Genomic DNA, 25,384 nt, shown 5'->3' with positions numbered 1-25,384 from the left:
CCGGAATGCTGGAAGAGGAAAGCCGCCGATGTCGACCTTCGATCCCGCCAGGGCCTTTCGCAAGCTTGCCTATAACAACGCCCTTGCCAATCACCGGCTGCTTCACGCCTGCGCGGCATTGAAGCCCGGCGAATTCGAAGCGCCGCGCACGAGCTTCTTTCCGTCGATCAAGGAGACGCTGAATCATATCATCACGGTCGACTGGTTCTATGTCGACGGCATGGAAGGCGGCACGCTCGGCTTCCAGGCCTTCGAGGTGGACGAACCCTTCGATGACGTCGAGTCACTGATGCAAGCACAGGCAAAGGTCGATCAGCGCCTGATCGACCTTTGCGAAGCCCTGACGCCGGAAAGGCTGATCTCGATCGTAAATCTCCATCGCGGCAATCGTATTCAGCAGGAGCGGATGGACGACGTGCTCGCCCATCTTTTCCAGCATCAGACCCATCATCGCGGCCAGGTCCATGCGATGCTTGCCGGCACCAGCATTGCCCCGCCGCAGCTCGACGAATTCATCGTCGCCGACGACGCGCGGTTTCGCGGCAAGGAACTCGCCGAACTCGGCTGGCGCGAAGAAAAGCTGATGCATTAAACGCATAACCCGAAATCGAAATCGATTTTGGGGTTATGCGCCAATCGAACTGTCAAAGCATACCGCAAGGCAGCAGCGCTTAATCCTGCAGACGTCTCTTCAGCGCGTCGATGATCGTCTTGGTGAGAAGGTCGTAATTTTCGTCGAAGTGATGGTCGCCGGGCAGTTCAACGACTTCAGCACCACTATCCTTCAACGCCGGACAGGCGACATCGTCGTCATCGTCCTTGCCATAGACGCACTGCACGAGCTTCGGATCGACGTTCTTCAGATCGGCGACGGGATCGCCCCCCGCCCCTTCCGTCTTCTGACCGAGCCAACCAAGAACGGAGATGACGTAGTCCACTTGGTGCGAGAGCGACAGCAGCGACAACTGCACCACCGAGGACTTCTCGGCCGGTTTGAGCAACTGATAGGTTGCGGGTACGACATCCGCGCCGAAAGAGTAGCCGACGAGCAGAACATGCTTCACCTTCCACTGCTTACGATAGAAATCGATGATCTTTGAAAGATCGCTGGCCGTCTCCTCCGGCTTGCGCTCCGACCAGAAATAATGAAGTGAATCAACGCCTACGACGGGAATGCCTTCCTTCTGCAGCGTGCCGCCGACCTCCTTGTCGATGTCGCGCCAACCGCCGTCACCGGAATAGATCACCGCCATCGTATCGAAGGCAGGCGTTGCCTCGAGCACCGCCAGCGGCAGGCCAAGCGGATTGCCGAAGGCGCCGGAAGCGGTGACGAGGTCGTCGAGCGTATCGCCGAATACCGTCTGTGCATCGTCTGTGGAATCGCGGATCTCGATCTCGGAATGGGCTTTCTGCAGCGCCTCGACATGCGCCCGGCCGTCCTTGTCAGCCTTAGGCGTGAAGACTGATATGATCGGATCCGGCAGGGCGCCGTCGCTGAGACCATACACCGTGCGTTGGCCGATCACCTTCTTGGAAGCCGGCGTGCAAAGCTCCTTGGTCAGCGGAATACCGGCCAGCGGATCGACAGCAAGCGTCTGACCGATCGTCGCATCCGGCGTCTGAGCGGCGATCGCCAGCGCCAGGGCCCCGCCCTCGCCGATGCCGGCGACGATCGGCAAATGATAGGCATTGTTGCCGGTCGCGCGCTGCACCTGCTGGCTCAGCGATTCAATATCCGAGACCATGTAGATGCAGCCGTCGTTGAGGCTGACGTCGTAGCGGCTGAGCGCCTGGATATAAGAGGGAAAGTCGACGCCGATGACGACAGCGCCTTCGGCGACCAGCCTGTCCGCCTCGGCCTTCTCATAATCGCCCCAGCCGGCGGCATCCGAGATCAGCATCACGGTGCCCTTCACCTCCCCTTCCGGCAGGAAGATGTGCGGCGATGGGATGAGGCCGCTTTCGAATCTTTGCGTGGTTTCCTCGGCGGCATTAGCCGGTGCGGCCGCGAGCATGCAGACGCATGCCGTGGCAAGAAGGATTGTCCTGATCATTTTCTCACTACCCCTTTCAATCCGCCCCCGATCAGAAATGTCGCGTCCATCAACGCGATCATCGGATTGCCTCCTCCGGAAACCGCAAGATAGCGCGGTTGCCAGTGCGGATGAAACTTGGATTTGAATGCCCGAAGGCCTTTGAAGTTATAGAAGCGTTCGCCGTGTTCGAAGACGGTGCTGCCGATACGGTCCCAGACGGGCGCCGCTTCGCGTTTCGACATGCCGGAGAGAGGCGCCATGCCGAGATTGAAGTGCGTGAAACCTTGGTTACGCAGATATTCCATGATCTGCACGAAGAGAAAGTCCATTGAGCCCTTCGGCGCGTCCGGCGAGAAGCGCATGAGATCGATCGTGCTCTCCTCGCGGGATTCGGTGACGAGGATATTGGCGAAGGCGACGATCTTGCCATCCTTCTTGAGGATGCCGACCGGTTGCGAGGAAACGTAATCGGGATCGAAGGAACCGAGGGAGAAGCCCTTTTCCTTGGCATTGTGATGTTCCAGCCAGGCCTTGGAAACGGCGGCGAGATCATCGATAATCCCGCTCACGTCCTCGGGTTCGACCACCGCGAATTCCAGCCCGTCGCGCTGGGCTCGGCTCGCCGTCTGGCGAAGGTTCGCCCATTTGCCGCCTTTCATTTCGAAGGTCCGGAGGTCGGCCACCGCCAGTTCGCCGAGCTTGAAGGCGCGGAGGCCGGCATCGGCGCAATGGGAAAGCAACGCCGGCGAGATCTGGTAGAAGACGGCGCGGCAGCCGGCGGCCCGCGCCGCTTCGACGAAGCGCCAGACGAGTTCCTGCACGGCACGATGATCGCCAACCGGGTCGAACAGCGCGATCCATGAACGGCCCTGCCGGCCGTACATGATGAAGGCGTCACCTTTTTCCGAAAACATGATGCTCTTGTCGCCCATGCGCACCAGATTGGCATCGGCATTGCCCTGCTTCCTGACGATCTCGATGGCACGCGTCAGCGCCTCCTCCGTCGCCGGCTCCGGCTGGAAAGTCGCCGGTCGGAGCAGGCTGAAAATGGCGATCGCCGAGGAGATGATGGTGATGCCGAGCAGGGCGCGCAGTCCCCGCGGCGCCTCGGCGGTGAATTCGAACTGCCACCAGAGTTCGTTGCTGTATTCGACATCGCGATAGACGAAGAGCAGGATGACGATGGCGCCGACGACGATGACCGCGATCGCCATCAGCCAGGACGCCGTCATCGCCTGGTTGAGCAGCGACGCATGCCGGGTGAAGAGCCGCCGGCTGACGAAGAGCCCGAAGATGAGAAACGCGAGAAAGGCAGCTTCGACAAGGGCGATCGCCTTCAGAAGCGACAGGGTCAATGCGGCAACGGCCGAGAATACGGCCACCCACCACGCGCCGTCGAGCCTCTGACCGAGGCCGCGCGCCGCGACCACCAGCGCAAGCCCGAGCAGGCTGGAGAGGAAGTGCGCGCCTTCGACCAGCGGCAGCGGCAGATAGTTGGAGAGGAATTCCAGATTCTGGTCCGGCGTCGGCGTGACGCTCGAAAACACCAGCATCACGCCGAGCAGCAGCGCCAGGGTCGACAGCAGCTGCGGCATCAGCCGTCCGCCGATACGGCGGACACTGGAGGCGGCCGGGTGGTCGACAAAACGGCGCAACTCCGCCGCCGAGACCGCGAGCACGGCGATCAACAGCGGCAATACATGGTAGATCAGCCGGTAAAGCACCAGCGATCCCAGCACCGCGTCGATATTCACCGCGCTGCCGAGCGAAGCGATGATCACGGTCTCGAAGACGCCGAGCCCGGCCGGAACGTGGCTGAGCACCCCGAGACCGACGGCGATCGCATAGACGGCGAGGAAGACCGGCCAGCCGATAGCCGTCTGCGGCAAGAGCACGTAGAGCACCGACGCGGAGGCGGCAATATCAAAGGCGGTAACGAGGAATTGGCGCGACCAGGTGCGCGAGTCCGGCAGGCGGATCGCCACGGCGCCGAAATCGAGCACACGACCCTCGCGGCCGATAATCATTACAGCCCCGAGAATGGCGATGATCGAGCCGGCAACCAGCCGGAGCAGGAACGGACTGACACCGATCAGCGGACCGATCTCGCTGGCGATGATGATGAGGGCGATCGATGCGACGGCCGCGAGCCCGAGGCCGAAGGAGAGCGTGACGAAGGCGATGATCCGGCCAATGTCCTCGGGTGAGAGCCCCAGACGCGTATAGGCGCGGTAGCGGATTGCGCCGCCCGACAGCGCACCGAAGCCGGCGGTGTTGCCGACCGCGTAGGCGCTGAATGCCGTCAGCGCCACATGCGGAAAGGGAAGCTTCTTGCCGATATATTCGATCGCATTGAGATCGTAGAAGACCAGCGAGAGGAAACTCAGCGCCGTAAAGAACAGAGCAAGCAGGATCGCGCTCGGCCTGGTCGCCGCCAGCGCTGCGACGACATCGTCATAGCGCACCTCGTTCGTGAGCTGCATGATCGCATAACCGACGAGACAGAAGACGATGAGCGTCGCGGCTGCCGTAAGCGGCGTCCTGTAACGTCTGAAAAGCGTGCGAAAAGAAAAACCGTCCGTCGCTTCCATCTCTTCCAAATTGCCGTGATCCGACATCTCGTACCTGCGCAGCTTCCAATTCGGCGGGAATCATTTTTCGAAGACGTAACATGACGGGCATATACGCTCTATGAAGCCATGCCGACGCTACCCAACCCCGCCGCCTGCGCCTCAATCATCCTCAATTGGGGCGAATTTGCGCAGGAATACGTGATGGCACATTGCATTTTCGTAAGCTTGCGAATGCCTTGCAGCGATAATGAGGTTCAGGTGGCGGCATTCATGCAGCCGGCTCGCCGTTGGCTCGCATATGGGAGGCATAAGGCGCGACGGCAGCCCCCAAATCGGCCTCGCGATCGCCCGCCACCTGCACCGTCGGCACGGCGAACTCGATGCCGTTTTCCTTGAAGGCGTTGCGGATCATCGCCAGTGCATTGCGTCGGATAACAAACTGTTCGCCGGGCTTCGTCATCATTGACAGGCGGATCTCGATCGCGAATTCGCCGAACTGCTCGACACCCTTCATCTTCAGCGTCTCGATGATGTGCGGGCCGAATTCGGGGTTCTCGAGCAGTGTCTGGCCGATCTGCTTGATCACCTTCTTGGCCTTGACGAGATCAGTGTCGTATTTGACGTTGAGGCTGATCTTGTCGATCGTCCAGTCGCGATTCAAGTTCTTCACCGCGCCGAGTTCACCGAACGGCACTGTTGTCAGCGGTCCGCGATGATGCCTGAGCTTCACCGATCGCAGGCTGAAGGCTTCGACGACGCCCTTGTGGCTGCCGCTTTCGATATATTCGCCGACACGGAAAGCATCGTCCCAGAGGTAGAACATGCCGCTGATGACGTCCTTGACGATCGTCTGGGCGCCGAAACCGACGGCAACGCCGACAACGCCGGCTCCGGCAATCAGGGGCCCGATCTCGATGCCGAGCCCGGAGAGCACCATCAGAACCGCGATGACGGCGATGACCACGGCGAGGATATTGCGGAAGATCGGCAGCAGCGTCTGGATCCGCGCGTGTTTGGCCTTCTCCTCGTCCGTCGCGGTACCGTCCAGAGGTGAATCGAGCAGCTTGCCGTCAATATAGGCTTTGACGACGTGCCAGAGCAGATCCGCCGCAAGCAGGATGACAATGCCGCCGATGACCCCGCGCGCAATCTTGTCGACCATCTTGTCGCCGGCGGCCATTGTATCGGCCCCGACGCCAAGCAGTCGACCAAGCCAGATTGCCGCGATTGCGATGATCAGCGCCCGAACGCCGCGGTCGAGCAACACGGTGGCGATGCGGCGCGTGGCAAGGAAACTCGCCTCGGTCTGCCGCAGCGATTTCACCGCGATCGTCGCGACGGCGAGTACCCGCGGCAGCATCAACACATAGATGCCGAGCCAGAGCAGCCAGTTGAAGCCGGTGACCCAGAGGCCCCAGAGCAGAAGAAAATATACGGTGAGCGCCCAGGAAATTTCGTGACCACGCTTCTCGTCCTTATGAGGCCGCGACCAGACCGCCTCGATCGCGATCAGCAGCAGCCCAATGCCGAGCATGTAACCCACGAACAGGCGGGCACTCGGGGAAAGGCCGAGCGGCTCCATCGACTGAATGGCCGCCCAGCCGAAGATAAAGTAGATGATGAAGGTTGCAGAGCGGCGATACCAGAAGAGTGCGATGGCACGGCCCGGCATGGTCGGCGCGGGGATGCCCTGCCGCTCTTCCTCGGCCCGCGCCAGTGCGATGAGATCGACCAGCACACCGCCGAGGCAGATCGTGAAACGCTGGACGATCAGTGCGACGACGCAGACGATGGCGATGCTCTGGCTGATCGGCGGCCAGTAGAGGCTGAGCAGCGTCAGCACCGTCGCCGCCGCGAAGATCAGCGCCGGGATGACACGCGGCGCCAGATGCATGCCTGCCATCGCAGCCAGACGGCGACGGCGGCGACGGAAGGCATAGCGGGCAATGCTTTCGATGATCGCGCCCAGCAGAAAGATCGCCAGGAATTGGCCGGCCATACGCATTCGGCCGGTGGCCGCGATTTCGCCGAAAAGCAGCGAGAATGCATTGTTGATCTGCAAGGGCAGCGTCATCGCGGCATCGGAAACCATCGAGACATGACGACGGGCATGCTGCAGCAAACCCGACAGGATAGACATCTGGGTTTTCCACCGCTGTATCGCCCGCAGACGTCGCCGCCATCTGGGCCGACATCCATTGCTTGACCTCGGGCGTCTGCATGAGCTGCATCATCTCACGCACTTGGGCCGGCGGAGCGGCCGCGGCCTGCGCTTGTGCCGGCTGCGTCTGGGCAAAGCTGGGCGAAGCCGCGGAAAGAAGCACAATGAATATGCCCGATATGGCGGCCTTCAAGCCTCCTGCCCTGTCACGCTTCACGACCGCCCTCCAATCAAGTGTCGCGCTTGCACAAAACAAGGCTGACATCTTGCATTGGATACTCGCGACTGCTGCCGCCAGCAAGCGGTAGGAAAGCCATACCGATGGCCAGGAAAGACCGCTGGCGCCGCCTACCGAGGCCGGCCGTCAAGCCCGCCATTTACGGGTGACGGTCGCCTTCTGCTCAGTGAAGGGAGTGACCTGGCCTTCAGGATTTCGGCGCCGGCTTTTCCACGTGGCCGCCGAAACCCGCGCGCATTGCCGACAGCACCTTGTTGGCGAACTCGTCATTGTCGCGCGAGGAGAAGCGGCCGTAGAGCGCCGCACTCAGCACCGGTGTCGGCACGCTTTCGTCGATTGCCGCCATGATCGTCCAGCGGCCCTCGCCGCTGTCCGAGACGCGGCCGGCATATTTCGAAAGTGCGGGGTCGACATGCAGGGCATCGGCGGTGAGATCGAGCAGCCAGGAGGTGATGACGCTGCCGCGGCGCCAGACTTCCGCGACATCCGGCAGATTGAAGTCGTATTGAAAATGTTCGGGATGGGCGAGCGGCGCGGTTTCCGCATCGGCATCGTGCGAGGCGGCGCCAATATTGGCGTGTTTCAGAATGTTGAGGCCTTCGGAATAGGCAGCCATCAGGCCGTATTCGATGCCATTATGCACCATCTTGACGAAATGTCCGGCGCCGTGTGGGCCGCAATGCAGATAACCCTGCTCCGCCGTGCTGGCCGCCGCCGCTTCGGCGGTGCGGTTCGGCGATGCTTCCGTCTTGCCGACGCCGGGGGCGAGCGTCGCAAAAATCGGAGACAGATGTTGGACGGTGCCCTTCTCGCCACCGATCATCAGGCAATAGCCGCGCTCCAGGCCGAAGACGCCGCCGCTGGTGCCGACATCGACATAATGGATGCCTTTGGTGATGAGTTCGGCGCCACGGCGGATGTCATCGTGGTAATAGGAATTGCCTCCGTCGATGACGATATCGCCGTTCTGAAGCAGCGGCACCAGGCTGGCCAGCACCTTGTCGACGATCGCCGCCGGCAGCATCAGCCAGATCGCACGCGGATGCGTGAGCTTGGAGACGAATTCCTCCATCGAAGCGCTGCCGGTCGCGCCGAGACCTGCGAGCTCAGCAACGCTTTCCGGCCTGGTGTCGTAGACGACGCATTCGTGACCGCCCCGCATCAGGCGCTGGACCATATAATTGCCCATTCGGCCCAAACCGACCATACCAAGCTGCATAATGAATCTCCTGGAAACCGAGATGAAGTATCGACTCCGGAAACTAGCACCCGCAGTGTGACAGGCAAGCAAAGTCTGGCGATGGGCCGCCGATCTCCTTCGAGACAGGCCTCGTCAAACATCCGGGGCGCTGGCCGGCTCGCCTTTCATCTCGCTGAGATACATGCCCTCGCGCAGATTGATGCCGTATTCGACGAAGGCCTTCATGCTGCAAAGCATCTGTGTCCAGCCTTCGCAGTTGAGATAGGTGCCGCGCCGGCCGGCCTCGTCCTCGCGCCAGCCGTTCTCGGCAATCGTCACCAGCGTGCCGCCATCCTCCAGCGTCTTGAAATTCATTTCCACCAGCGTCTTATACCTTGTCTTGTCCTCGGCAGTGCCGCCGTCCCAGCGAAGCACGATGCGGCTTTCCGGCACAAGCTCGACAACCTCGACCGGCGCATCCTTCCACCAGGTTACTGTCGTGCCTTGAACGAGCGGGGCGCTCGCCCCGCCGATCGTGGTGAAATAGCTGCTGAGTTTCTTCGGGTTGACGACGGCATCGAACACTTCGGCAACAGGACGGCCGATCCGGCCGGAAACGCGGATTCCGAGAGACATTGCACTTCTCCTCTTCTCCATTGTGCCTGAGGCCATTATGTTATAAAAATATAACATGTCAAGCGAATCAACCGACGACCCTGTCTTCAAGGCACTGGCGCATCATCGCCGCCGCGAAATCCTCGACCTGCTCAAGGAGGCCCCCCGCACAACGGGCGCGCTCTGCGAGATGTTTTCCGGGATGGACCGCTGCACGGTGATGCAGCATCTGAAGGTGCTTGAGGAAGCGGGGCTGATCGTCGCCAGAAAGGAGGGCCGCGAACGCTGGAACCACCTGAACAGTCTGCCGATCAAACACATCTACGACCGTTGGATCAGCGCCTATGCAGGTCATGCCCTGTCGATCCTTGATCGGCTGAGAAGCGACCTCGAAGGCTAGCCGGAACAATGACCGGCGTGAGGATCGGCTTGCCCTCCGGCCCGCCGAACTCCTATCCTGGCAAAAGAAGCGTGGGAGCTCAGGACAAATGACGATATCAGGAGCCGGCATACGCCGCATGCGGTTGCTGCGCAGCATGAAGCAGCAACACCTCGCGGAACTCCTCGGCGTCAACCAGGCGACCGTTTCGCGCTGGGAGCGCGGCCAGCTTGATCCCTCGCCCAACCAAGCCGTCAAGCTGGAACGGATTTTCGCCACGCCGCAACATGCTGCGGCCGATGCGGCCTTAAAGCGGCTGGTCGAGGATTCCGTCCGGTCTGTGCATCTGATCTGCGATAGCACGCATCGGCTTCTGTCTGCTTCCCGACCGCGGCAGGCGGAATGGCGTGCACCGCTCGGCGCTTTTCTCGGCCGCTCTCTTTTTTCCTACGCCTCCGCCGAGATCGCCGCCGCCGAACTGTCTCTGGAGGAGCGCGGCTGGCATGAGGACAGGCTGCTATCGTTGACCTTCGATACCGGCGCCAACGGCAATGTGCGCCTGCCGATTACCCCGGGCCGCGTCACTTGGGAGCGGATCAGGCTTTCCGATGGCACCGCTGGCCGCCTCGTCACCACAATCCGCTGAGCCTGCAGCCTTCCTGCATGCCCATGCATAATTTATGCGTTGTCCCACGACACCGGTCTTTATAGCGTCCGCCGCCAACGCAGTCAGGAGACGACGCGATGACGATATTGGTGACGGGAAGCGCCGGCCACCTCGGCGAGGCGCTGATGCGCAGCTTGAGTGCTCAGAGCCGGTGGGCGCGCGGCATCGACATCAAGCCTTCGGCTTTTACCGATATGGTCGGCTCCATCGGTGACCGCGGCTTTATCAGGCGAGCGATGTCGGGCATCAGCCAAGTCATCCATGCCGCCACGCTCCACAAGCCGCATGTGGCGACCCACGGCAATCGCGATTTCCTCGACACCAATGTCGGCGGCACGCTGAACCTGCTCGAAGAGGCGACTGCCGCGGGCGTTGCAAGCTTCGTCTTCACCAGCACCACCAGCGCTTTCGGCGCGGCGTTGACGCCGGCGGCCGGCGAGCCCGCAGCGTGGGTCACCGAGGACGTGCTTCCTGTCGCGAAGAATATCTACGGCGTGACAAAGCTCGCTGCCGAAGGAATTTCGGAACTCTTCGCCCGCAAATCCCGCCTGCCTGTCGTCATCCTCAGGACGTCGCGCTTCTTTCCCGAAAGTGATGATGATCCCGAGATTCGCAACAGCTATTCGGCGGGAAATGCGCAGGCCAACGAGCTGCTTCATCGCCGCGTCGATATCAGCGACGTGGTCGACGCCCATTTTCTGGCGCTCGAAAAGGCGCCGGCAATCGGCTTCGGCCGCTATATCATCTCGGCCACGACGCCCTTTCTACCGGGCGATCGCGCAGAGCTCAGGCGTGATGCGCCTGCTGTCGTCGAGCGGCTGTTTCCAGGTGCAAACACGCTTTACGCCGAACGCGGCTGGAAAATGTTCCCGACGCTCGATCGCGTCTACGTCAACGAACGCGCAAGGCGCGAACTTGGCTGGCGGCCGCGCTATGATTTCCGCTTCGTGCTCGATTGCCTGCGCGAGTGTCGCGAATGGCGAAGCCCGTTGGCGATCGATGTCGGCTCCAAGGGCTACCACGAGGAAGTATTCGCCGAAGGACCCTATCCGGTCGATTAGGCAATGAGCTGATTGCAGGCTCCGAGGGTGTCATCCAGTTATCACGATCCCATCCTAGACGTTTAGCCGGGATAGGGGCGAAATCCGGGTGTGTTCGGTTCTGAGGAATCGATCCCAAAGCCGAGGAATGTCATTCGAAACGGTGTCCAGCTTGCGGGCGGGAACCGTTGCAGGAACGCTTTTGACCGAGAGGCTATTTCATGAAGAACGTCAGATCATATGCATCGCGGCTGTTCGCCGCAGTTTTCGCAGCATCCGCCGCCATTCCCGCCTTGGCAAGGTCGGAGAATTCCGCCACTTTCGTCAATAAGGGCCTGGTCGGCGTCGGCCGCATTCCGGCCAACCAGCGCGACAAATTCGGTGAAACCTTCGGCTCCGGCTCCGGGATGGCGATCGACCCCGCCGCCTGGACTCGGGATGGCGCCAGCTATAGGGGCACGCTCTACCTGCTGCCCGACCGCGGTTACAATGCCGCCGGCACTGTCGACTACCGCCCGCGCCTGAACACCCTTTCGATCATTCTGACCCCGACAGCGCCAGGCGCGACCCCCGAGGCCGGCAATGAGCAATCGGGCGTCGAGGCGAAACTCGTCGAGTCCATGCTCTTTGTTGACGACAAGGGCGCGGACACGACCGGTCTCGACCCGGAATCCGGCGTCCGCGCCGCTGCCGGCAACTTCCCGCCGCTGCCGCAGGCGGCGAACGGCAAGATCGCCCTCGACGATGAGGCGATCATCCGCATGGCCGACGGCACTATGTTCGTCAGCGACGAATACGGCCCCTATATCTATCGCTTCTCCGCCGATGGCCACTTGCTTTCAGCCACCCAGCCGCCCAAGGCGCTTCTGCCGATGCGCAAGGGCGCGCTGAGCTTCGCTTCAAACAATCCCGGTCCCGGCGGGTCCGCTCCCGATCCGAAGGACCCCGAAACCGGCCGCCAGAATAACCAGGGCCTCGAAGGCATGGCAATGACGCCCGACGGCAAGTTTATCGTTGCCGTACTGCAGTCGGCGGCCCGCCAGGACGGCGGCGATTCCGGCTCGACCCGCCAGAATACCCGCGCCATGATCTATGACGCCGCCGATCCCGATCATCTGAAGCTGGTGCACGAATATGTCGTGCCGCTGCCGATCTTCAAGGACGCTAAGGGCAAGACGACGATCGCCGCCGAGAGCGAGATCGTCGCCCTTTCCGACAAGACCTTCCTGATGCTTGCCCGTGACAGCGGCAACGGCCAGGGCGTGAAGGGCGACACGTCTCTGTATCGCAAGATCGACATCGTCGACCTATCCGCCGCAACCGATATCGCCGGCAGCGATTTCGACGCCGGCAAGGCGGCTGCACCGAAAGGTGTCCTCGACCCGTCGCTCACACCGGCTACGCTGACACCGTTCATCGACCTCAACGACGAGGCCGAGCTTGGCCGCTTCGGCCTGCACAACGGTGCGCCGAACGACAGGAACGATCTATCGGAAAAATGGGAAGCGATGGGTCTGGCAAGTGTCCTCGACACGAAGCTGCCGGACGATTACTTCCTGTTCGTCGCCAACGACAACGACTTCTTGACGCAGGATGGCTTCCAGGTTGGCGCAGCCTATAAGGCTGACGGCGGCGCCGATGTCGACACCATGTTCCAGGTCTTCCAGGTGACGCTTCCCGGCTTGAAGAAGTAACTGCGCGCCACGAGGGGCGGACGCGCAAGCCGCGTTCGCCCTATACACCCGGCTTCGTCTTCAACGATGAAAGGAAAAGGTGCGATCCACGACGACCGATGGATGTTTACGATCCTGGGCGCCTACAAACGTAGGTGGGCACCGTGTGTCCAGGCCCACGAGCCCGGACAGGGACAGCTCCCTTTGGATCGAGTATGGCCCCAGGGATTGTGGTTCCTGTCGAGAGGCGCAGACCGCATCGCGATATATAAGGCCGTTTGCATCGACGCGCCAGTGGCGACGGCCAGCCGTTTTTATTTAATTGACATCAATTGAGTTCGGGTGCGGCCCGGCCATTCAGCTTGTCGGTGATGCCGCGAATACGGCTCGAAACCTCGCCGAGCGCTGCCGCCAACGTTTCCTCGGTGCGGGCGGTCGCGGCAAGCACGGTGTCGCGGTTGCCGCGCAGCGACTCGAGCTCGGTTTCCAGCCCGGCGATGCGGCGCGTCAGCTCGGCAATCTCGTCCATGATCATGATGCCGGCCATGACGGTGATCCTGAGATCGCCGATCTCTCCGAACTGGCCCTTGAGATGGCCGACATAGCGGTCGAAACGCGTGGCGAGATCGGTCAGATGATCCTCCTGCCCCTCCTCGCAGGCCATGCGATAGGCCTTGCCGTCGATCGTTACCGTCACCTGCGCCATATCAAATTCTCTCTCATCAGCGGTCCAGAACCGCGCGGATCGTCTCCATGGCCGTCACCAGCCGCCGCGATACCTCACGATTGACCTCTTCCAGCCGGTTGGCGCGAAATTCGGCCTGGTCGAGCTCCTGGGCCAGACGGGAGCGGTCGGCATGCACACGTCGCACCTCGCCCTCGATCTCCCCCTGCTCGCGCTGCCGCTCGACACGCATGTCGACGGCGTTTTCGAGGCTCGAAATCGCCTGTCTCAATTCGTCGAGCGCTGCTTCCATGGTTTTGCCTGTGGGCATCATGCCTTTCCGATTCCCGTGCAGGACCTGCGAATCGGCCACATCTGCCGATCTTGTGATTTCAAGAGGATATGCAGCTCGCCAACGGCCCGTCAATAAATCCCGTCACCCGGCAGCCTGCCTATCTGTGGATGAACGTTTTGGACAGGCCCGCCGCGCCAGTTTGGTCTTTTGTATAGTCAAGCGATCAAATGTCAAAAAATTGCCGCAGGCCGCTGGGATTTGCCCCGCCATTTATTGACTCGCCAGCCCCAACTGCTATGTGTCAGCCGCTTTCACTCGATGGTCTTGGAGGCTCGAGGCCATCCCCCGACACCCGGAGCTTGCAGAAAAGCTATGACCTCTCTCCAACAAAACGACCGGATGGCGAACGCGATCCGTTTCCTCGCCATGGACGCCGTTGAAAAGGCGAATTCCGGCCACCCTGGTATGCCGATGGGCATGGCTGACGTGGCGACGGTCCTGTTCACCAAATATCTGCGCTTCGACCCCAAGAAGCCGCATTGGCCGAACCGCGACCGCTTCGTGCTGTCGGCCGGCCATGGCTCGATGCTGCTCTATTCGCTGCTGTATCTGACCGGTTATCCCGATATGACGATCGAGGACCTGAAGCAGTTCCGTCAGGTCGGCTCCAAGACCGCCGGCCACCCTGAATACGGCCACGCAACCGGCATCGAGACCACCACCGGCCCGCTAGGTCAGGGTATCGCCAATGCGGTCGGCATGGCGATCGCCGAACGCAAGCTGCGCGAGGAATTCGGTGCGGACCTCCAGGACCACTACACCTATGTCATCAATGGCGACGGCTGCCTGATGGAAGGCATCAGCCATGAAGCCATCGCCCTTGCCGGCCACCTGAAGCTCAACAAGCTGATCCTTTTCTGGGATAACAACTCGATCACCATCGACGGCGCCGTTTCGCTGTCGGATTCGACGGATCAGATTGCCCGCTTCAAGGCCGTTCACTGGAACACGATTGAGATCGATGGCCACGATCAGGCCGCCATCGCCGATGCGATCGAAGCCGCCCACAAGTCTGATCGCCCGACCTTCATCGCCTGCAAGACGGTGATCGGCTTCGGCGCCCCGAACAAGGCCGGCAGCCACAAGGTTCACGGCAGCCCGCTCGGCGCCGACGAGATCGCCGCCACCCGTAAGGCGCTGAACTGGGATTACGAGCCCTTCGTCGTTCCCTCGGATATTCTCGATGCATGGCGCGCAGCCGGCACCCGCTCCGAAGATATCGTCAGAGCCTGGGAGGAAACCCTTGCCAAGTCTGCTGCCAAGGCCGAGTTCACTCGGCGTTTTTCAGGCGATCTGCCTGAAGGCTTCGACAAGGCGATCGATGATTACAAGAAGAAGCTCGCCGAGACCAAGCCGACGGTTGCGACACGCAAGGCATCCGAAGACGCACTCGAAATAATCAACGGTTTCGTGCCGGAAACGCTCGGCGGCTCTGCCGACCTGACCCCGTCGAACAATACCAAGACCAGCCAGATGATCTCCATCACCCCGACGGATTTCAAGGGCCGCTACATGCACTGGGGCATCCGAGAGCACGGCATGGCGTCTGCCATGAACGGCATCTCGCTGCACGGCGGCCTCATCCCCTATGGCGGCGGCTTCATGATCTTCTCGGATTATTGCCGCCCGCCGATCCGCCTCTCGGCTCTGATGGGCATTCGTGTCATCCACGTCCTGACGCATGATTCGATCGGCGTTGGCGAAGATGGCCCGACACATCAACCGGTCGAGCAGATCGCCGGCCTGCGCGCCGTCCCGAACCTGCAGGTCTTCCGCCCGGCCGACGCCGTCGAAACGGCGGAATGCTGGCAGATCGCCATGAAGAGTACAAATCGTCCGTCTGCCCTGGCTCTCACCCGCCAGAACCTGACCACCGTCCGCACCGAGTATAATGCGAAGAACCTCTGCGAACTCGGCGCCTATACGCTCTCCGGCAATGCCGATGCCAGGGTGACGATCTTCGCTTCGGGCTCCGAGGTCGAAATCGCCGTTGCCGCCCGCGCAACTCTGGAAGCCAGGGGCGTTTCGGTGCGTGTCGTATCGGTGCCCTGCACCGAACTGTTCTTCGAGCAGCCGGAGGCCTACCGCAGGGACGTGCTCGGCAACTCGCCGGTCAAGATCGCCGTCGAAGCCGCCGTCCGCGAAGGCTGGGACGCCTTTATCGGACCGGAAGGCAGCTTCATCGGCATGAAGGGCTTTGGCGCGTCCGGCCCGGTCAAGGACGTCTACAAGCATTTCGGCATCACCGCCGACGCCGTCGTTGCGGCTGCCGAAGCAAAGCTTTAAAGAGGGCGCCTTGAGGCGCTCTCCATCTCCTCAATTCCAGGCCGCCCGCCTATCGGGCCCTATTCTATCGGGAGTGAATGAACATGACAGTCAAGGTTGCCATCAATGGTTTCGGTCGCATCGGCCGTAACGTCCTCCGCGCTATCGTCGAATCCGGCCGCACCGATATCGAGGTCGTCGCCATCAACGACCTCGGCCCGGTCGAGACCAATGCCCATCTCCTGCGTTACGACTCGATCCACGGCAAGTTCCCGGCCGAAGTGAAGGTCGAAGGCGACACGATCATCGTTGGCGGCGGCAAGCCGATCAAGGTCACCGCGATCAAGGACCCGGCAACGCTGCCACACCGCGAGCTCGGCGTTGACATCGCCATGGAATGCACCGGCATCTTCACCGCCCGCGACAAGGCCGCTGCCCATCTGACGGCCGGCGCCAAGCGCGTTATCGTCTCGGCTCCCGCCGACGGCGCTGACCTGACGGTCGTGTTCGGCGTCAACCATGACCAGCTCACCAAGGAGCACATGGTCATCTCCAACGCCTCCTGCACCACCAACTGCTTGGTGCCGGTCGTCAAGGTTCTCGACGACGCCGTCGGCATCGACCACGGCTTTATGACGACGATCCACTCCTACACCGGCGACCAGCCGACGCTCGACACAATGCATAAGGATCTGTATCGCGCCCGCGCTGCCGCTCTCTCCATGATCCCGACCTCGACGGGCGCCGCCAAGGCCGTCGGCCTCGTGCTGCCCCACCTCAAGGGCAAGCTCGACGGCACCTCGATCCGCGTTCCCACGCCGAACGTCTCGGTCGTCGACTTCAAGTTCGTTTCCAAGAAGGGCACGACGGTCGGCGAGATCAACGAAGCCATCAAGGCTGCCTCCAACGGCAAGCTGAAGGGCATCCTCGGCTACACCGACGAGCCGCTCGTCTCCCGCGACTTCAACCACGACAGCCACTCCTCGATCTTCGCAACCGATCAGACCAAGGTCATGGAAGGCAATTTCGTGCGCGTCCTGTCCTGGTACGACAACGAGTGGGGCTTCTCCAGCCGCATGTCGGACACGGCCGTGGCCTTCGCCAAGCTCATCTGAGGGCTCGACCACCGAATATCGCAGGCGGCCCGGGAAACCGGGCCGTTTTGTTATAGGCGTCTGAAGCCGGTCGTGGCATTGTTGACAACCCGGAGCACCGTCGCACCGGGAAGATAAAGAGGGATGGATGGATTACTTTACCGTTGAAATCGCCGGCCGCGCCATCGCCAGCTTTCGCTCGAAGAACCATGAGGAAGCGACGCATTTCTTCGAGGCGGAAGATTTTCGCGACGACCTGACCATTCTCGAGTCCGAAGGCAAGCCGCTTTGGGACCGCAAGGCGACGCTCAGCCTGCGCAAGGCGACGGCTGAGGAAGCCAGCGAAGTCGAGCACGCCTATGAATTCGACGACGATCCCGAACGGACCATCGACGACGAGTTCGTGGTTTTCCTGGTCCCGGTCGAAGACCTGACTGACGAGGGCGAGGACACCGAAAACTGACAGTGAAAGCCATTTCGAATCGACGGGTTCGGTGCAGCCGCAAGGACGGAATCACGGTTGGCAATCCGCTGGCCAAGCGTGATAAACTGAGGAAATGCAATAAAGCTGCACAATGGCTGAGATGATCCAAGTGGAGGCGATAAATGGCAGAGGCGCAAAAACGCTTGTCCCAAACCACCCTCAAGCGGCGGCAGCGGTTTCATCCCAAGCGGGACGTCAAACCCGCCGTGTTGGCAAAGGCTAATCGTCTGGCCATTCGGGTTGCAGCGTTCATCGGTCTTTCGTTCCTCGCCGTCATCATACTTCAGGCAGTGTTCTGACGGGCCGCATGTAGGAATATGTCTATCCTGCTGCGGTTTGCGAATACCCGCAGAAAAATCGATTTTCCTGCCGTTCGCCCTGCTCTTGCCTGATTTTCTTATACATTCTTTGTAGAGAGTTTCTCCCGTAGCATTTCCGTGTCGGTGGCCGTCCGGCAGCCGTTCAGCAGCATGATGCAGCACGAGACGAGGTTAAGCCGCAAGGCCTACCCTTCTCTGTCGTTTTGCCGTTTACTGATGAATCGACGCGCGTGGTGGAGGGTTGGAATAGACGGATCGGCTAGGGGTGGCCGCATCCGCAAGGCAGTCGATGAAAAGGGGTGGGCATGGAAGCGTTCTATATCGTGGTGCTGGTCGCGACGGCGCTCGTGCTTCTTGCCGCTTTTTCAAGCCTGCTCGCCTTCCGCTTCGGCGCCCCGCTGCTGCTGCTCTTCCTGATGATCGGCCTCGCCGCCGGCGTCGACGGCCTCGGCATCGAATTCAGCAACAATTATCTGGCCTACATCCTCGGCTCCATTGCCCTTGCCGTCATCCTGTTCGATTCCGGCTTCGGCACGCCGATGCAGGCCTTCCGGCTGGCAGCCGTTCCCTCCCTCACGCTCGCCTCGGTCGGCGTGCTGATCACCGCCTCGCTCTTTGCCGTCGCCGCCATGTGGCTGCTGGACTTCACCTGGCTCGAAGGCCTGCTGCTCGGCTCGATCGTCGCCTCGACGGATGCCGCCGCCGTCTTCTTCCTGCTGCGCATCGGCGGCATCAACATCCGCGATAAGGTGCGCTCGACGCTGGAAGTCGAATCCGGCACCAACGATCCGATGGCGATCTTCCTCACCATCGCCCTTGTAGAGGTCCTGGCGAGCGGCGAGCGTTATGCTGGCATCAATATCGGCATGTTCGCCATGTTCGTGCAGCAGATGGGGCTCGGCGTCATCCTCGGCTTGCTGGGCGGCATGATGATCGTGCTGATCGTCAGCAGGCTCGACACCGATCGCGGCCTGACGCCGATCTTCGTGCTGGCGCTTGCCCTTCTCGTCTTCTCCTTTGCCGGCACGGTCGGGGGCAGCGGCTTTCTCGCCGTCTATGTCGCCGGCATCTATGCCGGAAATCGCAAGATGCAGGCGATCGGCACCATCAAACGCTTCCAGGACGGCATGACCTGGCTGGCGCAGATCATCATGTTTCTGGTGCTCGGCCTGCTCGCGACACCGTCGCAATTCCCCGTCATCATCGTGCCAGCGATCCTGCTTGCCCTCTTCCTGATCTTCGTCGCCCGGCCGCTGGCGATCTGGCTGTCGCTGCTCCCATTCGATTACACCCAGCAGGAAATCGGCTTCGTCGCCTGGGTCGGTCTGCGCGGTGCCGTCTCCATCCTGCTTGCCATCATGCCGATCCTCGGCCGGCTGGAAAACGGCCAGATCTTTTTCAACACCGCCTTCATTATCGTGCTGGTCTCCCTGCTGGTGCAGGGCTGGACGATCAAACCCGTCGCCAAGAAGCTCGGCCTGATCATTCCGCCACGCATCGGCGCCGTCGATAAGGTCGAGGTCGACCTGCCGGGTGCCGCCAACCACGAACTGCTCTCCTATCGCGTGATCAAGGATAGTCCGGTGCTGCGCGGCGAGCGCATTCCGCGCTGGGCAACCCCCTCGCTCGTCATCCGCGACGGTAAATCGATGCGCTACCAGTATGCCGGGCGGCTGCGCGAAAACGATCTAGTCTATCTCTTCATCGTGCCGAGTTATTCCCGGCTGCTCGACCGGCTCTTCGCCAGTCGTGCGCCGGTGGACGAGGATGATGCCGAATTCTTCGGCGCCTTCGCGCTCTCACCCGCCCGTCCCGCGGCCGATCTCGATGCCGCCTATGGGCCCGGCCTGCTCAACGAATCCGAGAAAGGCCTGACGATCGCCGAACTGATGCGGCAGCGCCTCGGCGGCAAGGCCGATTATGCCGATCGCGTCCGTCTCGGGTCGATCATCCTCATCGTCCGTGATCTCGACGAGCACGACCACGTCACCTCCGTCGGCATGTCGCTCGAAGCGGTCGAACCGGCCACAACGCTGCCGATCTTCATCAATCTCAAGGACATTATCCAGCGCATCCGCGACAGGTTGAACGGACGTCGCAACCGCGAAGCGGCGGCCTCCGAAACCATGCCGAAAGCATCGGCCGGAGGCGACGAAGCCAGGCGCGAAAACGGCCGTTGAACGCCTTGCGTCTCGAATGATCCTTGCTATGGTCGGCGCGACTTCCGCCAACCAAGACTGGATCTTCCCCATGCCTTCTTTCAAGACCCTTGACGATCTCTCCGACATCAGCGGCAAGCGCGTGCTCATCCGCGTCGACCTCAACGTCCCGGTCAAGGACGGCAAGGTCACCGATACGACGCGCATCGAGCGCGTGACGCCGACGATCCTCGAACTATCGGGCAAGGGCGCCAAAGTGATCCTGCTTGCCCATTTCGGCCGGCCGAAGGACGGTCCGTCGCCGGATCTGTCGCTGTCGCTGATCGCCCCTTCCGTCGAGGAGGTGCTCGATCATGCGGTGCTGACGGCCTCCGACTGTATCGGCGAGGCCGCCGCCTCCGCCGTAGCCGGAATGAATAATGGCGATATTCTGCTGCTGGAAAACACCCGCTTTCACAAGGGCGAGGAAAAGAACGATCCCGACTTCACCAAGGCGCTCGCCGCCAACGGCGATATCTATGTCAACGACGCCTTCTCCGCCGCCCACCGCGCCCATGCTTCCACCGAAGGCCTTGCCCACCACCTGCCGGCCTATGCCGGCCGCACCATGCAGGCCGAGCTGGAAGCGCTGGAAAAAGGTCTCGGTAATCCTGCCCGTCCCGTCGTCGCCATCGTCGGCGGCGCCAAGGTCTCGACCAAGATTGACCTTTTGATGAATCTTGTGAAGAAGGTCGATGCACTCGTCATCGGCGGCGGCATGGCCAATACTTTCATCGCCGCGCGTGGCACCAGTGTCGGCAAGTCGCTCTGCGAGCATGATCTTGCTGAAACCGCCAAGCAGATCATGATCGAGGCCGCGACATCAGGCTGCGCCATCATCCTGCCGGAAGACGGCGTCGTCGCCCGCGAGTTCAAGGCGGGCGCCGCCAATGAGACGGTCGATATCAACGCCATTCCCGCCGATGCCATGGTGCTCGACGTCGGGCCGAAATCCATTCAGGCCATCAATGCCTGGATCGAGCGTGCCTCGACGCTCGTCTGGAACGGTCCGCTCGGCGCCTTCGAGATCGAGCCCTTCGATACCGCAACGGTAGCTGCCGCGAAATACGCCGCCGAGCGCACAGCGACCGGCAAGCTGACCTCCGTTGCCGGCGGCGGCGACACCGTCTCAGCACTGAACCATGCCGGCGTTGCCGACGACTTCACCTATGTCTCCACTGCCGGCGGCGCTTTTCTCGAATGGATGGAAGGCAAGGAGTTGCCCGGCGTCGCCGTCCTCAATGCCGGCAAATGACTGCTAAGCGGATTTGACAGGTTTTATATGGGGATAGACCGCGGCGGCGAGTAGCCTTGCGCGGTCTTTTGCTCAAGCGCCGGAAAAAATCCCAGTTTTTCAAACGATTGAAACGATTTCAATCGTTTCAACGATTTAGCCTTCCATTTTCCTCCCTATAAACTTCTGTTATCGCCGTCCTATATTCTTAAACCGCCGATGTTTCATGCTGTGGAGAGAACGAATGAGCGAACGACTGGAAGACATTGCAGTGCAGATGGTTGCAGGCGGCCGGGGACTGCTTGCGGCCGATGAATCGACCTCCACCATCAAGAAGCGTTTCGACACGATCAATCTCGAATCGACCGAAATCAGCCGTCGCGATTACCGCGAAATGCTCTTCCGCTCCGACGAGGCGATGAAGAAGTATATTTCCGGCGTCATCCTCTACGAAGAGACGCTTTTCCAGAAGGCCGCCGACGGCACGCCTTTCGTCGACATCATCCGCGCCGCTGGTTCAATTCCCGGCATCAAGGTCGATACCGGCGCCAAGCCGATGGCCAAATTTCCAGGCGAAACCATCACCGAAGGCCTCGATGGCCTCGGCGAACGTCTGGCTCGATATTATGAAGCCGGCGCCCGTTTCGCCAAGTGGCGCGGCGTCATCGCGATCTCCTCGACGCTGCCGACCCGCGGCTCGGTTCGCGCCAACGCTCAGGCGCTTGCCCGCTACGCGGCCCTCTGCCAGGAAGCCAAAATCGTTCCGATCGTCGAGCCGGAATGCCTAATGGACGGCAAGCCGGGCGACCATAATATCGACCGCTGCGCCGAAGTCACCGAATCCACCCTGCGCATCGTTTTTGAGGAGCTGGCCGATGCCCGCGTCAGCCTCGAAGGCATGATCCTGAAGCCGAACATGGTCATCGACGGCAAGAACGCCCGCAAGGCCTCGGTCGCCGAAGTCGCCGAACGCACCGTGCAGGTGCTGAAGCGCACGGTTCCCTCTGCGGTTCCCGGCATCGCCTTCCTCTCCGGCGGCCAGTCGACCGAAGAGGCGACCGCGCACCTTTCGGCGATCAATGCCACGGCCGGCCTGCCCTGGTTCGTCACCTTCTCCTACGGTCGCGCCCTGCAGGACAGCGCGCTCAAGGCCTGGAACGGCAAGCCGGAAAACGTCGCCGCCGGCCAGCGTGAATTCACCCACCGCGCCGAGATGAACAGCCTCGCCGCCAAGGGCAGCTGGAAGAAAGACCTGGAAAAGGCGGCCTGAGTTTTAGCGCTTGAAATTTGGCGGGCAGCAACCGCAACGTTGCTGCTCTAGCCCAATCTCTCCTCCCTCATTCCTGTGCTCGTCACAGGAATGAGGGAGTTCGGAGAGGCGCCGTCCTTCGCATCCGACGAATCGCCAGCAAGGTTTCGTAAGAAATCAGCTCGACGCGAGACAGCCCCGTCATTGTCATGGCGACAAGAAACCGCTTCGTTCCGTCGAATACCGTGATTACTCATAGCGACCTGCCACAACAGGAGCCGCCATGAACACCCTCTCCTACGTCACCGTCGATGTCTTCACGTCCACCCGTTTCGAGGGCAATCCGCTTGCCGTCATATCGGATGCCCGCGGTCTGAGCGATGCGGCGATGCAGAAGATCGCCACCGAGTTCAACTATTCCGAAGTGACCTTCGTCCTGCCACCTGAAGACCCCGAGAATTCCGCCCGCGTGCGCATCTTCACCCCGACTATGGAGATCCCCTTTGCCGGCCATCCGAATGTCGGCACCGCCTACGTGCTCGGCCAGCAGGCGGAGATCTTCGGTAAGCAGGTCGGCGAGAAGCTGCGCTTCGAGGAAGAAGCCGGCATCGTCGAGGTCGACCTGAGACGCAGCGGCGGAAAGGTCGCGGCCGCCGCCATCCGCGCACCGCAGCCACTGACGGTCGGCGATACCATTGCCGAAGAAATCATCGCCCGCTGCATCGGGCTCGAACCCGGCGCCATCGTCAAAACCGCCCACGCCCCGGTCTTTGCCTCGGTCGGCCTGAACTTCGCCATTGCCGAGTTGAACGGGCTCAAGGCGCTCTCCGCCGCCCGTCCGAATCTTACCGGCTTCCAGGCCGCTGCCGGCCGGCAGACGACGAGCGGCCACGACTTCTCCCTCTTCGTCTATGCCAGGACACCCGAAAATCCGTGGGCTATCCGCGCCCGCATGTTCGCGCCGCTGGACAACGTGCCTGAGGACCCCGCGACCGGCAGCGCTTCGGCCGCTCTCGGCGCCTATCTCGTCACGCTGACGCCGGAGGCCGATATGAACGTCCGCATCACCATCGAACAGGGCATTGAAATGGGGCGGCGCAGCGTCATCACCCTCGACGTGGCAAAATCCGGCGGTATCGTCACCGATGTCATCATCTCGGGAAGCTGTGTTGCCGTAATGCGCGGCGAAACCATCCTGCAGGACTGACGGCCACATCGAGGCTTGAATCCGAAGCTTACATCACGAAGTCGCGCGACAGCAGCGCCATTGCCCATATGGCGAAGGCGATCAGCGCGATTTTCCAGAAATCCATCCGCCGCCTGAGGCCGGGAAGCTCGAGCGGCTTGATCACCTGTATCGCCATGGCAAGGATGAGCAGCAAGGCTATCAACTTTGTCATGCTTTATTTTTTCCGTTTTTCGGAATGTCACAGGACGGACATTTTTCCGCGCGAACAAGAGGTTCACACACGCCGTAAAGGCATTCCGGGGCACAATCAATCATCTTGAGGCTGGGCAGGCGCAGGTCTTGCCTTATGTCCGTTCATAATCGCTTGAGACCGAGTCTGGGGAAATGAAGAGAAATCTGCTGTCCGTCGCCGCGCTGCTCTTTGGCACGCTCTTCCTTTTCATGGGCAATGGTTTGCAGGGTATCCTGCTTCCCGTGCGCGGCAATCTCGAAGGCTACGCCACGACGACGCTGGGCCTGCTTGGCACCTCGTGGGCTGGCGGCTTCGTCATCGGCTGCCTGGTGGCGCCGAAACTGGTGCGCCGCGTCGGCCATGTCAGAGCCTTCTCCGGCTTCATCTCGATCATCGCCATTATCGCGTTGGTCAGCGGCATAATCATCGATCCGTTCTGGTGGGTGATCCTGCGCGCGGTGACCGGCTTCTCCACCGCCGGCACGTCGATGATCATCGAAAGCTGGCTGAACGAGCGCGCCAGCAACGAGAGCCGCGGTGCGATCTTCTCGCTCTATATCGGCATCACCCTGCTCGGTGTCGTCGGCGGCCAGATGATGATCCCGCTCGAGGATGTACGCACGCCTGTGCTGTTCATGATCTGCGGCATCTTTTATTGCATCGCCATGCTGCCGACGACGCTATCGACCGCGGCGTCACCGCAGCCGCTGAAGGCCGTGCGCCTCGACCTGCCGGCGCTATACCGCAATTCGCCCGTTTCCTGCCTCGGCATTCTGCTCGTCGGCATTGCCAACGGCGCTTACGGCACGCTGGGGGCCGTCTTCGGCGCCGGCGCCGGCCTTTCCGACACCAGTATCGCCGTCATGATGAGCGCCACCATCTTCGCCGGCGCCATGATGCAGCTCCCGGCCGGCCGGCTTTCTGATCGCATCGACCGACGCTACGTGCTCGCCGCCTTGTCGGCCATTGCCGCGATCGCCGGCTTGCTCATCTTTCTGCTTCACCCGACATCACCGGGCTTGCTGATCGGGCTCGTTGTCCTTTACGGCGCGGTTGCCAATACGCTCTACCCGATCGCTGTCGCTCACGCGAACGACTTCGCGGCGTCGGAGGATTTCGTCAAAGTCTCCGGCGGCCTGCTGCTGCTCTACGGCATCGGCACAGTCATCGGCCCGACGCTCGGCGGCCCCGTCATGTCGGCAATCACCCCGCACGCGCTTTTCCTGGTCACCGCCGTCGCCCATGTGTTGATCACCGTTTATGCGATTATCAGAAGCCGCATCCGCGCCGCCGTCCCGGCCAGCGACCGCGACGCCTATACGACGATCCCGACCGGCACGTCGCCGATGCTGACACCCCAGAGCATGTCGCTGGCCGATCGTGGCACCGGCAAATCTCCCGAAAGCAGCGATCCTGCTGTAAAATTCGGTTAGGCCTTCCTGCAAACCGCACTGCGGTTTTCTCCGTGGTTCGCGAAAAACGAAAAATGGGGAGGCGAGACTGGATTTGGGCCGGATCGGCCTAAATTCCGATTCCGT

21 protein-coding genes, 1 other RNA gene and 1 pseudogene are annotated in these 25,384 nt (G+C 61.5%); 14 read left to right on the top strand and 9 right to left on the bottom strand.

Features of this window, described 5'->3' with window-relative positions; genetic code table 11:
• The first annotated feature begins 28 nt into the window (after window positions 1-28).
• A complete protein-coding gene (locus tag J7U39_RS01345) occupies window positions 29-592 on the top strand; it encodes a DinB family protein (RefSeq protein ID WP_210629923.1) in 564 nt (187 codons plus the stop codon).
• A gap of 79 nt (window positions 593-671) precedes the next feature.
• On the opposite strand, the gene J7U39_RS01340 is transcribed toward J7U39_RS01345, so the two are convergent.
• The 5 genes and pseudogenes from J7U39_RS01340 to J7U39_RS01320 form a co-directional block, all read right to left on the bottom strand.
• The gene (locus J7U39_RS01340; RefSeq protein ID WP_210629922.1) at window positions 672-2,054 is read right to left on the bottom strand and encodes an AcvB/VirJ family lysyl-phosphatidylglycerol hydrolase; all 1,383 of its coding nucleotides are present in this window, start codon (window positions 2,052-2,054) and stop codon (window positions 672-674) included.
• Window positions 2,051-4,654: a bifunctional lysylphosphatidylglycerol flippase/synthetase MprF gene (gene mprF / locus J7U39_RS01335; protein WP_210629921.1), complete on the bottom strand. Its 2,604-nt coding sequence runs from the start codon at window positions 4,652-4,654 to the stop codon at window positions 2,051-2,053. The genes J7U39_RS01340 and mprF overlap by 4 nt, the downstream gene beginning before the upstream one ends.
• 223 nt (window positions 4,655-4,877) lie before the next feature.
• Window positions 4,878-6,987: pseudogene (locus J7U39_RS01330) on the bottom strand (mechanosensitive ion channel family protein).
• A 208-nt stretch (window positions 6,988-7,195) separates the two neighbouring features.
• Window positions 7,196-8,227: a phosphogluconate dehydrogenase (NAD(+)-dependent, decarboxylating) gene (gnd, locus tag J7U39_RS01325; protein ID WP_210629920.1), complete on the bottom strand. Its 1,032-nt coding sequence runs from the start codon at window positions 8,225-8,227 to the stop codon at window positions 7,196-7,198.
• 114 nt (window positions 8,228-8,341) lie between these two features.
• Window positions 8,342-8,824 (bottom strand): SRPBCC domain-containing protein, encoded by a 483-nt coding sequence (locus J7U39_RS01320; protein WP_210629919.1) that lies wholly within the window; start codon window positions 8,822-8,824, stop codon window positions 8,342-8,344.
• 55 nt (window positions 8,825-8,879) lie between these two features.
• Between J7U39_RS01320 and J7U39_RS01315 the strand changes: the two genes are divergently transcribed.
• The 4 genes from J7U39_RS01315 to J7U39_RS01300 all read left to right on the top strand — a co-directional run bounded on the left by J7U39_RS01315 (window position 8,880) and on the right by J7U39_RS01300 (window position 12,583).
• Window positions 8,880-9,203 carry a metalloregulator ArsR/SmtB family transcription factor gene (locus tag J7U39_RS01315; protein WP_210629918.1) on the top strand — a complete coding sequence of 108 codons (324 nt, stop codon included), beginning with the start codon at window positions 8,880-8,882 and terminating at the stop codon, window positions 9,201-9,203.
• Window positions 9,204-9,291: 88 nt separating this feature from the next.
• Complete coding sequence (locus J7U39_RS01310; protein WP_210629917.1) at window positions 9,292-9,828, top strand: helix-turn-helix transcriptional regulator; 537 nt, start codon at window positions 9,292-9,294, stop codon at window positions 9,826-9,828.
• Between the two features lie 98 nt (window positions 9,829-9,926).
• Window positions 9,927-10,910: an NAD(P)-dependent oxidoreductase gene (locus J7U39_RS01305; protein WP_210629916.1), complete on the top strand. Its 984-nt coding sequence runs from the start codon at window positions 9,927-9,929 to the stop codon at window positions 10,908-10,910.
• A gap of 200 nt (window positions 10,911-11,110) precedes the next feature.
• On the top strand, window positions 11,111-12,583 hold the full coding sequence (locus J7U39_RS01300; RefSeq protein ID WP_210629915.1) for an esterase-like activity of phytase family protein: 1,473 nt from the start codon (window positions 11,111-11,113) through the stop codon (window positions 12,581-12,583).
• A gap of 79 nt (window positions 12,584-12,662) precedes the next feature.
• Here the strand turns inward: J7U39_RS01300 and ssrS are convergent.
• The 3 genes from ssrS to J7U39_RS01285 form a co-directional block, all read right to left on the bottom strand.
• Window positions 12,663-12,821: non-coding RNA, 6S RNA (gene ssrS / locus J7U39_RS01295), on the bottom strand.
• 69 nt (window positions 12,822-12,890) lie between these two features.
• Window positions 12,891-13,268, bottom strand: a complete 378-nt coding sequence (locus J7U39_RS01290) for a cell division protein ZapA (RefSeq protein WP_064811285.1) — start codon at window positions 13,266-13,268, stop codon at window positions 12,891-12,893.
• Between the two features lie 16 nt (window positions 13,269-13,284).
• Window positions 13,285-13,560: a DUF4164 domain-containing protein gene (locus J7U39_RS01285; RefSeq protein WP_184455048.1), complete on the bottom strand. Its 276-nt coding sequence runs from the start codon at window positions 13,558-13,560 to the stop codon at window positions 13,285-13,287.
• Window positions 13,561-13,893: 333 nt separating this feature from the next.
• Here J7U39_RS01285 and tkt point away from each other — a divergent pair, with 333 nt between their 5' ends.
• The 8 genes from tkt to J7U39_RS01245 all read left to right on the top strand — a co-directional run bounded on the left by tkt (window position 13,894) and on the right by J7U39_RS01245 (window position 23,632).
• On the top strand, window positions 13,894-15,867 hold the full coding sequence (gene tkt / locus J7U39_RS01280) for a transketolase (RefSeq protein WP_210629914.1): 1,974 nt from the start codon (window positions 13,894-13,896) through the stop codon (window positions 15,865-15,867).
• A gap of 83 nt (window positions 15,868-15,950) precedes the next feature.
• The gene (gene gap / locus J7U39_RS01275; RefSeq protein ID WP_210629913.1) at window positions 15,951-16,961 is read left to right on the top strand and encodes a type I glyceraldehyde-3-phosphate dehydrogenase; all 1,011 of its coding nucleotides are present in this window, start codon (window positions 15,951-15,953) and stop codon (window positions 16,959-16,961) included.
• 127 nt (window positions 16,962-17,088) lie between these two features.
• Window positions 17,089-17,403 carry a hypothetical protein gene (locus J7U39_RS01270; RefSeq protein ID WP_210629912.1) on the top strand — a complete coding sequence of 105 codons (315 nt, stop codon included), beginning with the start codon at window positions 17,089-17,091 and terminating at the stop codon, window positions 17,401-17,403.
• A 143-nt stretch (window positions 17,404-17,546) separates the two neighbouring features.
• The gene (locus J7U39_RS01265; protein ID WP_176439455.1) at window positions 17,547-17,723 is read left to right on the top strand and encodes a hypothetical protein; all 177 of its coding nucleotides are present in this window, start codon (window positions 17,547-17,549) and stop codon (window positions 17,721-17,723) included.
• A 326-nt stretch (window positions 17,724-18,049) separates the two neighbouring features.
• Entirely contained in the window at window positions 18,050-19,924 is a 1,875-nt protein-coding gene (locus J7U39_RS01260; RefSeq protein WP_210629911.1) for a potassium/proton antiporter, read from the top strand.
• Between the two features lie 70 nt (window positions 19,925-19,994).
• Complete coding sequence (locus J7U39_RS01255; protein ID WP_210629910.1) at window positions 19,995-21,197, top strand: phosphoglycerate kinase; 1,203 nt, start codon at window positions 19,995-19,997, stop codon at window positions 21,195-21,197.
• A gap of 223 nt (window positions 21,198-21,420) precedes the next feature.
• Window positions 21,421-22,446: a class I fructose-bisphosphate aldolase gene (locus J7U39_RS01250; protein ID WP_210629909.1), complete on the top strand. Its 1,026-nt coding sequence runs from the start codon at window positions 21,421-21,423 to the stop codon at window positions 22,444-22,446.
• 262 nt (window positions 22,447-22,708) lie between these two features.
• Entirely contained in the window at window positions 22,709-23,632 is a 924-nt protein-coding gene (locus J7U39_RS01245; RefSeq protein WP_210629908.1) for a PhzF family phenazine biosynthesis protein, read from the top strand.
• 28 nt (window positions 23,633-23,660) lie between these two features.
• Here J7U39_RS01245 and J7U39_RS01240 read toward each other — a convergent pair whose 3' ends face one another.
• Window positions 23,661-23,825 (bottom strand): hypothetical protein, encoded by a 165-nt coding sequence (locus J7U39_RS01240; RefSeq protein WP_210629907.1) that lies wholly within the window; start codon window positions 23,823-23,825, stop codon window positions 23,661-23,663.
• A 173-nt stretch (window positions 23,826-23,998) separates the two neighbouring features.
• On the opposite strand from J7U39_RS01240, the gene J7U39_RS01235 reads away from it, so the two are divergent.
• Window positions 23,999-25,279, top strand: a complete 1,281-nt coding sequence (locus J7U39_RS01235; protein WP_210629906.1) for an MFS transporter — start codon at window positions 23,999-24,001, stop codon at window positions 25,277-25,279.
• Window positions 25,280-25,384: the final 105 nt, after the last annotated feature.

Source organism: Rhizobium sp. NLR16a (assembly GCF_017948245.1).
GTDB lineage: Bacteria > Pseudomonadota > Alphaproteobacteria > Rhizobiales > Rhizobiaceae > Rhizobium.
Note: the sequence above shows the minus strand (reverse complement) of the source record. Positions and strands in the feature narration are given on the sequence as shown.

Excerpts from the sequence above, each read along its gene's own strand:
- J7U39_RS01345 (WP_210629923.1), top strand. The coding sequence starts at position 29 with ATGTCGACCTTCGATCCCGCCAGGGCCTTTCGCAAGCTTGCCTATAAC.
- J7U39_RS01340 (WP_210629922.1), bottom strand. The coding sequence starts at position 2,054 with ATGATCAGGACAATCCTTCTTGCCACGGCATGCGTCTGCATGCTCGCG.
- mprF (WP_210629921.1), bottom strand. The coding sequence starts at position 4,654 with ATGTCGGATCACGGCAATTTGGAAGAGATGGAAGCGACGGACGGTTTT.
- gnd (WP_210629920.1), bottom strand. The coding sequence starts at position 8,227 with ATGCAGCTTGGTATGGTCGGTTTGGGCCGAATGGGCAATTATATGGTC.
- J7U39_RS01320 (WP_210629919.1), bottom strand. The coding sequence starts at position 8,824 with ATGTCTCTCGGAATCCGCGTTTCCGGCCGGATCGGCCGTCCTGTTGCC.
- J7U39_RS01315 (WP_210629918.1), top strand. The coding sequence starts at position 8,880 with ATGTCAAGCGAATCAACCGACGACCCTGTCTTCAAGGCACTGGCGCAT.
- J7U39_RS01310 (WP_210629917.1), top strand. The coding sequence starts at position 9,292 with ATGACGATATCAGGAGCCGGCATACGCCGCATGCGGTTGCTGCGCAGC.
- J7U39_RS01305 (WP_210629916.1), top strand. The coding sequence starts at position 9,927 with ATGACGATATTGGTGACGGGAAGCGCCGGCCACCTCGGCGAGGCGCTG.
- J7U39_RS01300 (WP_210629915.1), top strand. The coding sequence starts at position 11,111 with ATGAAGAACGTCAGATCATATGCATCGCGGCTGTTCGCCGCAGTTTTC.
- J7U39_RS01290 (WP_064811285.1), bottom strand. The coding sequence starts at position 13,268 with ATGGCGCAGGTGACGGTAACGATCGACGGCAAGGCCTATCGCATGGCC.
- J7U39_RS01285 (WP_184455048.1), bottom strand. The coding sequence starts at position 13,560 with ATGATGCCCACAGGCAAAACCATGGAAGCAGCGCTCGACGAATTGAGA.
- tkt (WP_210629914.1), top strand. The coding sequence starts at position 13,894 with ATGACCTCTCTCCAACAAAACGACCGGATGGCGAACGCGATCCGTTTC.
- gap (WP_210629913.1), top strand. The coding sequence starts at position 15,951 with ATGACAGTCAAGGTTGCCATCAATGGTTTCGGTCGCATCGGCCGTAAC.
- J7U39_RS01270 (WP_210629912.1), top strand. The coding sequence starts at position 17,089 with ATGGATTACTTTACCGTTGAAATCGCCGGCCGCGCCATCGCCAGCTTT.
- J7U39_RS01265 (WP_176439455.1), top strand. The coding sequence starts at position 17,547 with ATGGCAGAGGCGCAAAAACGCTTGTCCCAAACCACCCTCAAGCGGCGG.
- J7U39_RS01260 (WP_210629911.1), top strand. The coding sequence starts at position 18,050 with ATGGAAGCGTTCTATATCGTGGTGCTGGTCGCGACGGCGCTCGTGCTT.
- J7U39_RS01255 (WP_210629910.1), top strand. The coding sequence starts at position 19,995 with ATGCCTTCTTTCAAGACCCTTGACGATCTCTCCGACATCAGCGGCAAG.
- J7U39_RS01250 (WP_210629909.1), top strand. The coding sequence starts at position 21,421 with ATGAGCGAACGACTGGAAGACATTGCAGTGCAGATGGTTGCAGGCGGC.
- J7U39_RS01245 (WP_210629908.1), top strand. The coding sequence starts at position 22,709 with ATGAACACCCTCTCCTACGTCACCGTCGATGTCTTCACGTCCACCCGT.
- J7U39_RS01240 (WP_210629907.1), bottom strand. The coding sequence starts at position 23,825 with ATGACAAAGTTGATAGCCTTGCTGCTCATCCTTGCCATGGCGATACAG.
- J7U39_RS01235 (WP_210629906.1), top strand. The coding sequence starts at position 23,999 with ATGAAGAGAAATCTGCTGTCCGTCGCCGCGCTGCTCTTTGGCACGCTC.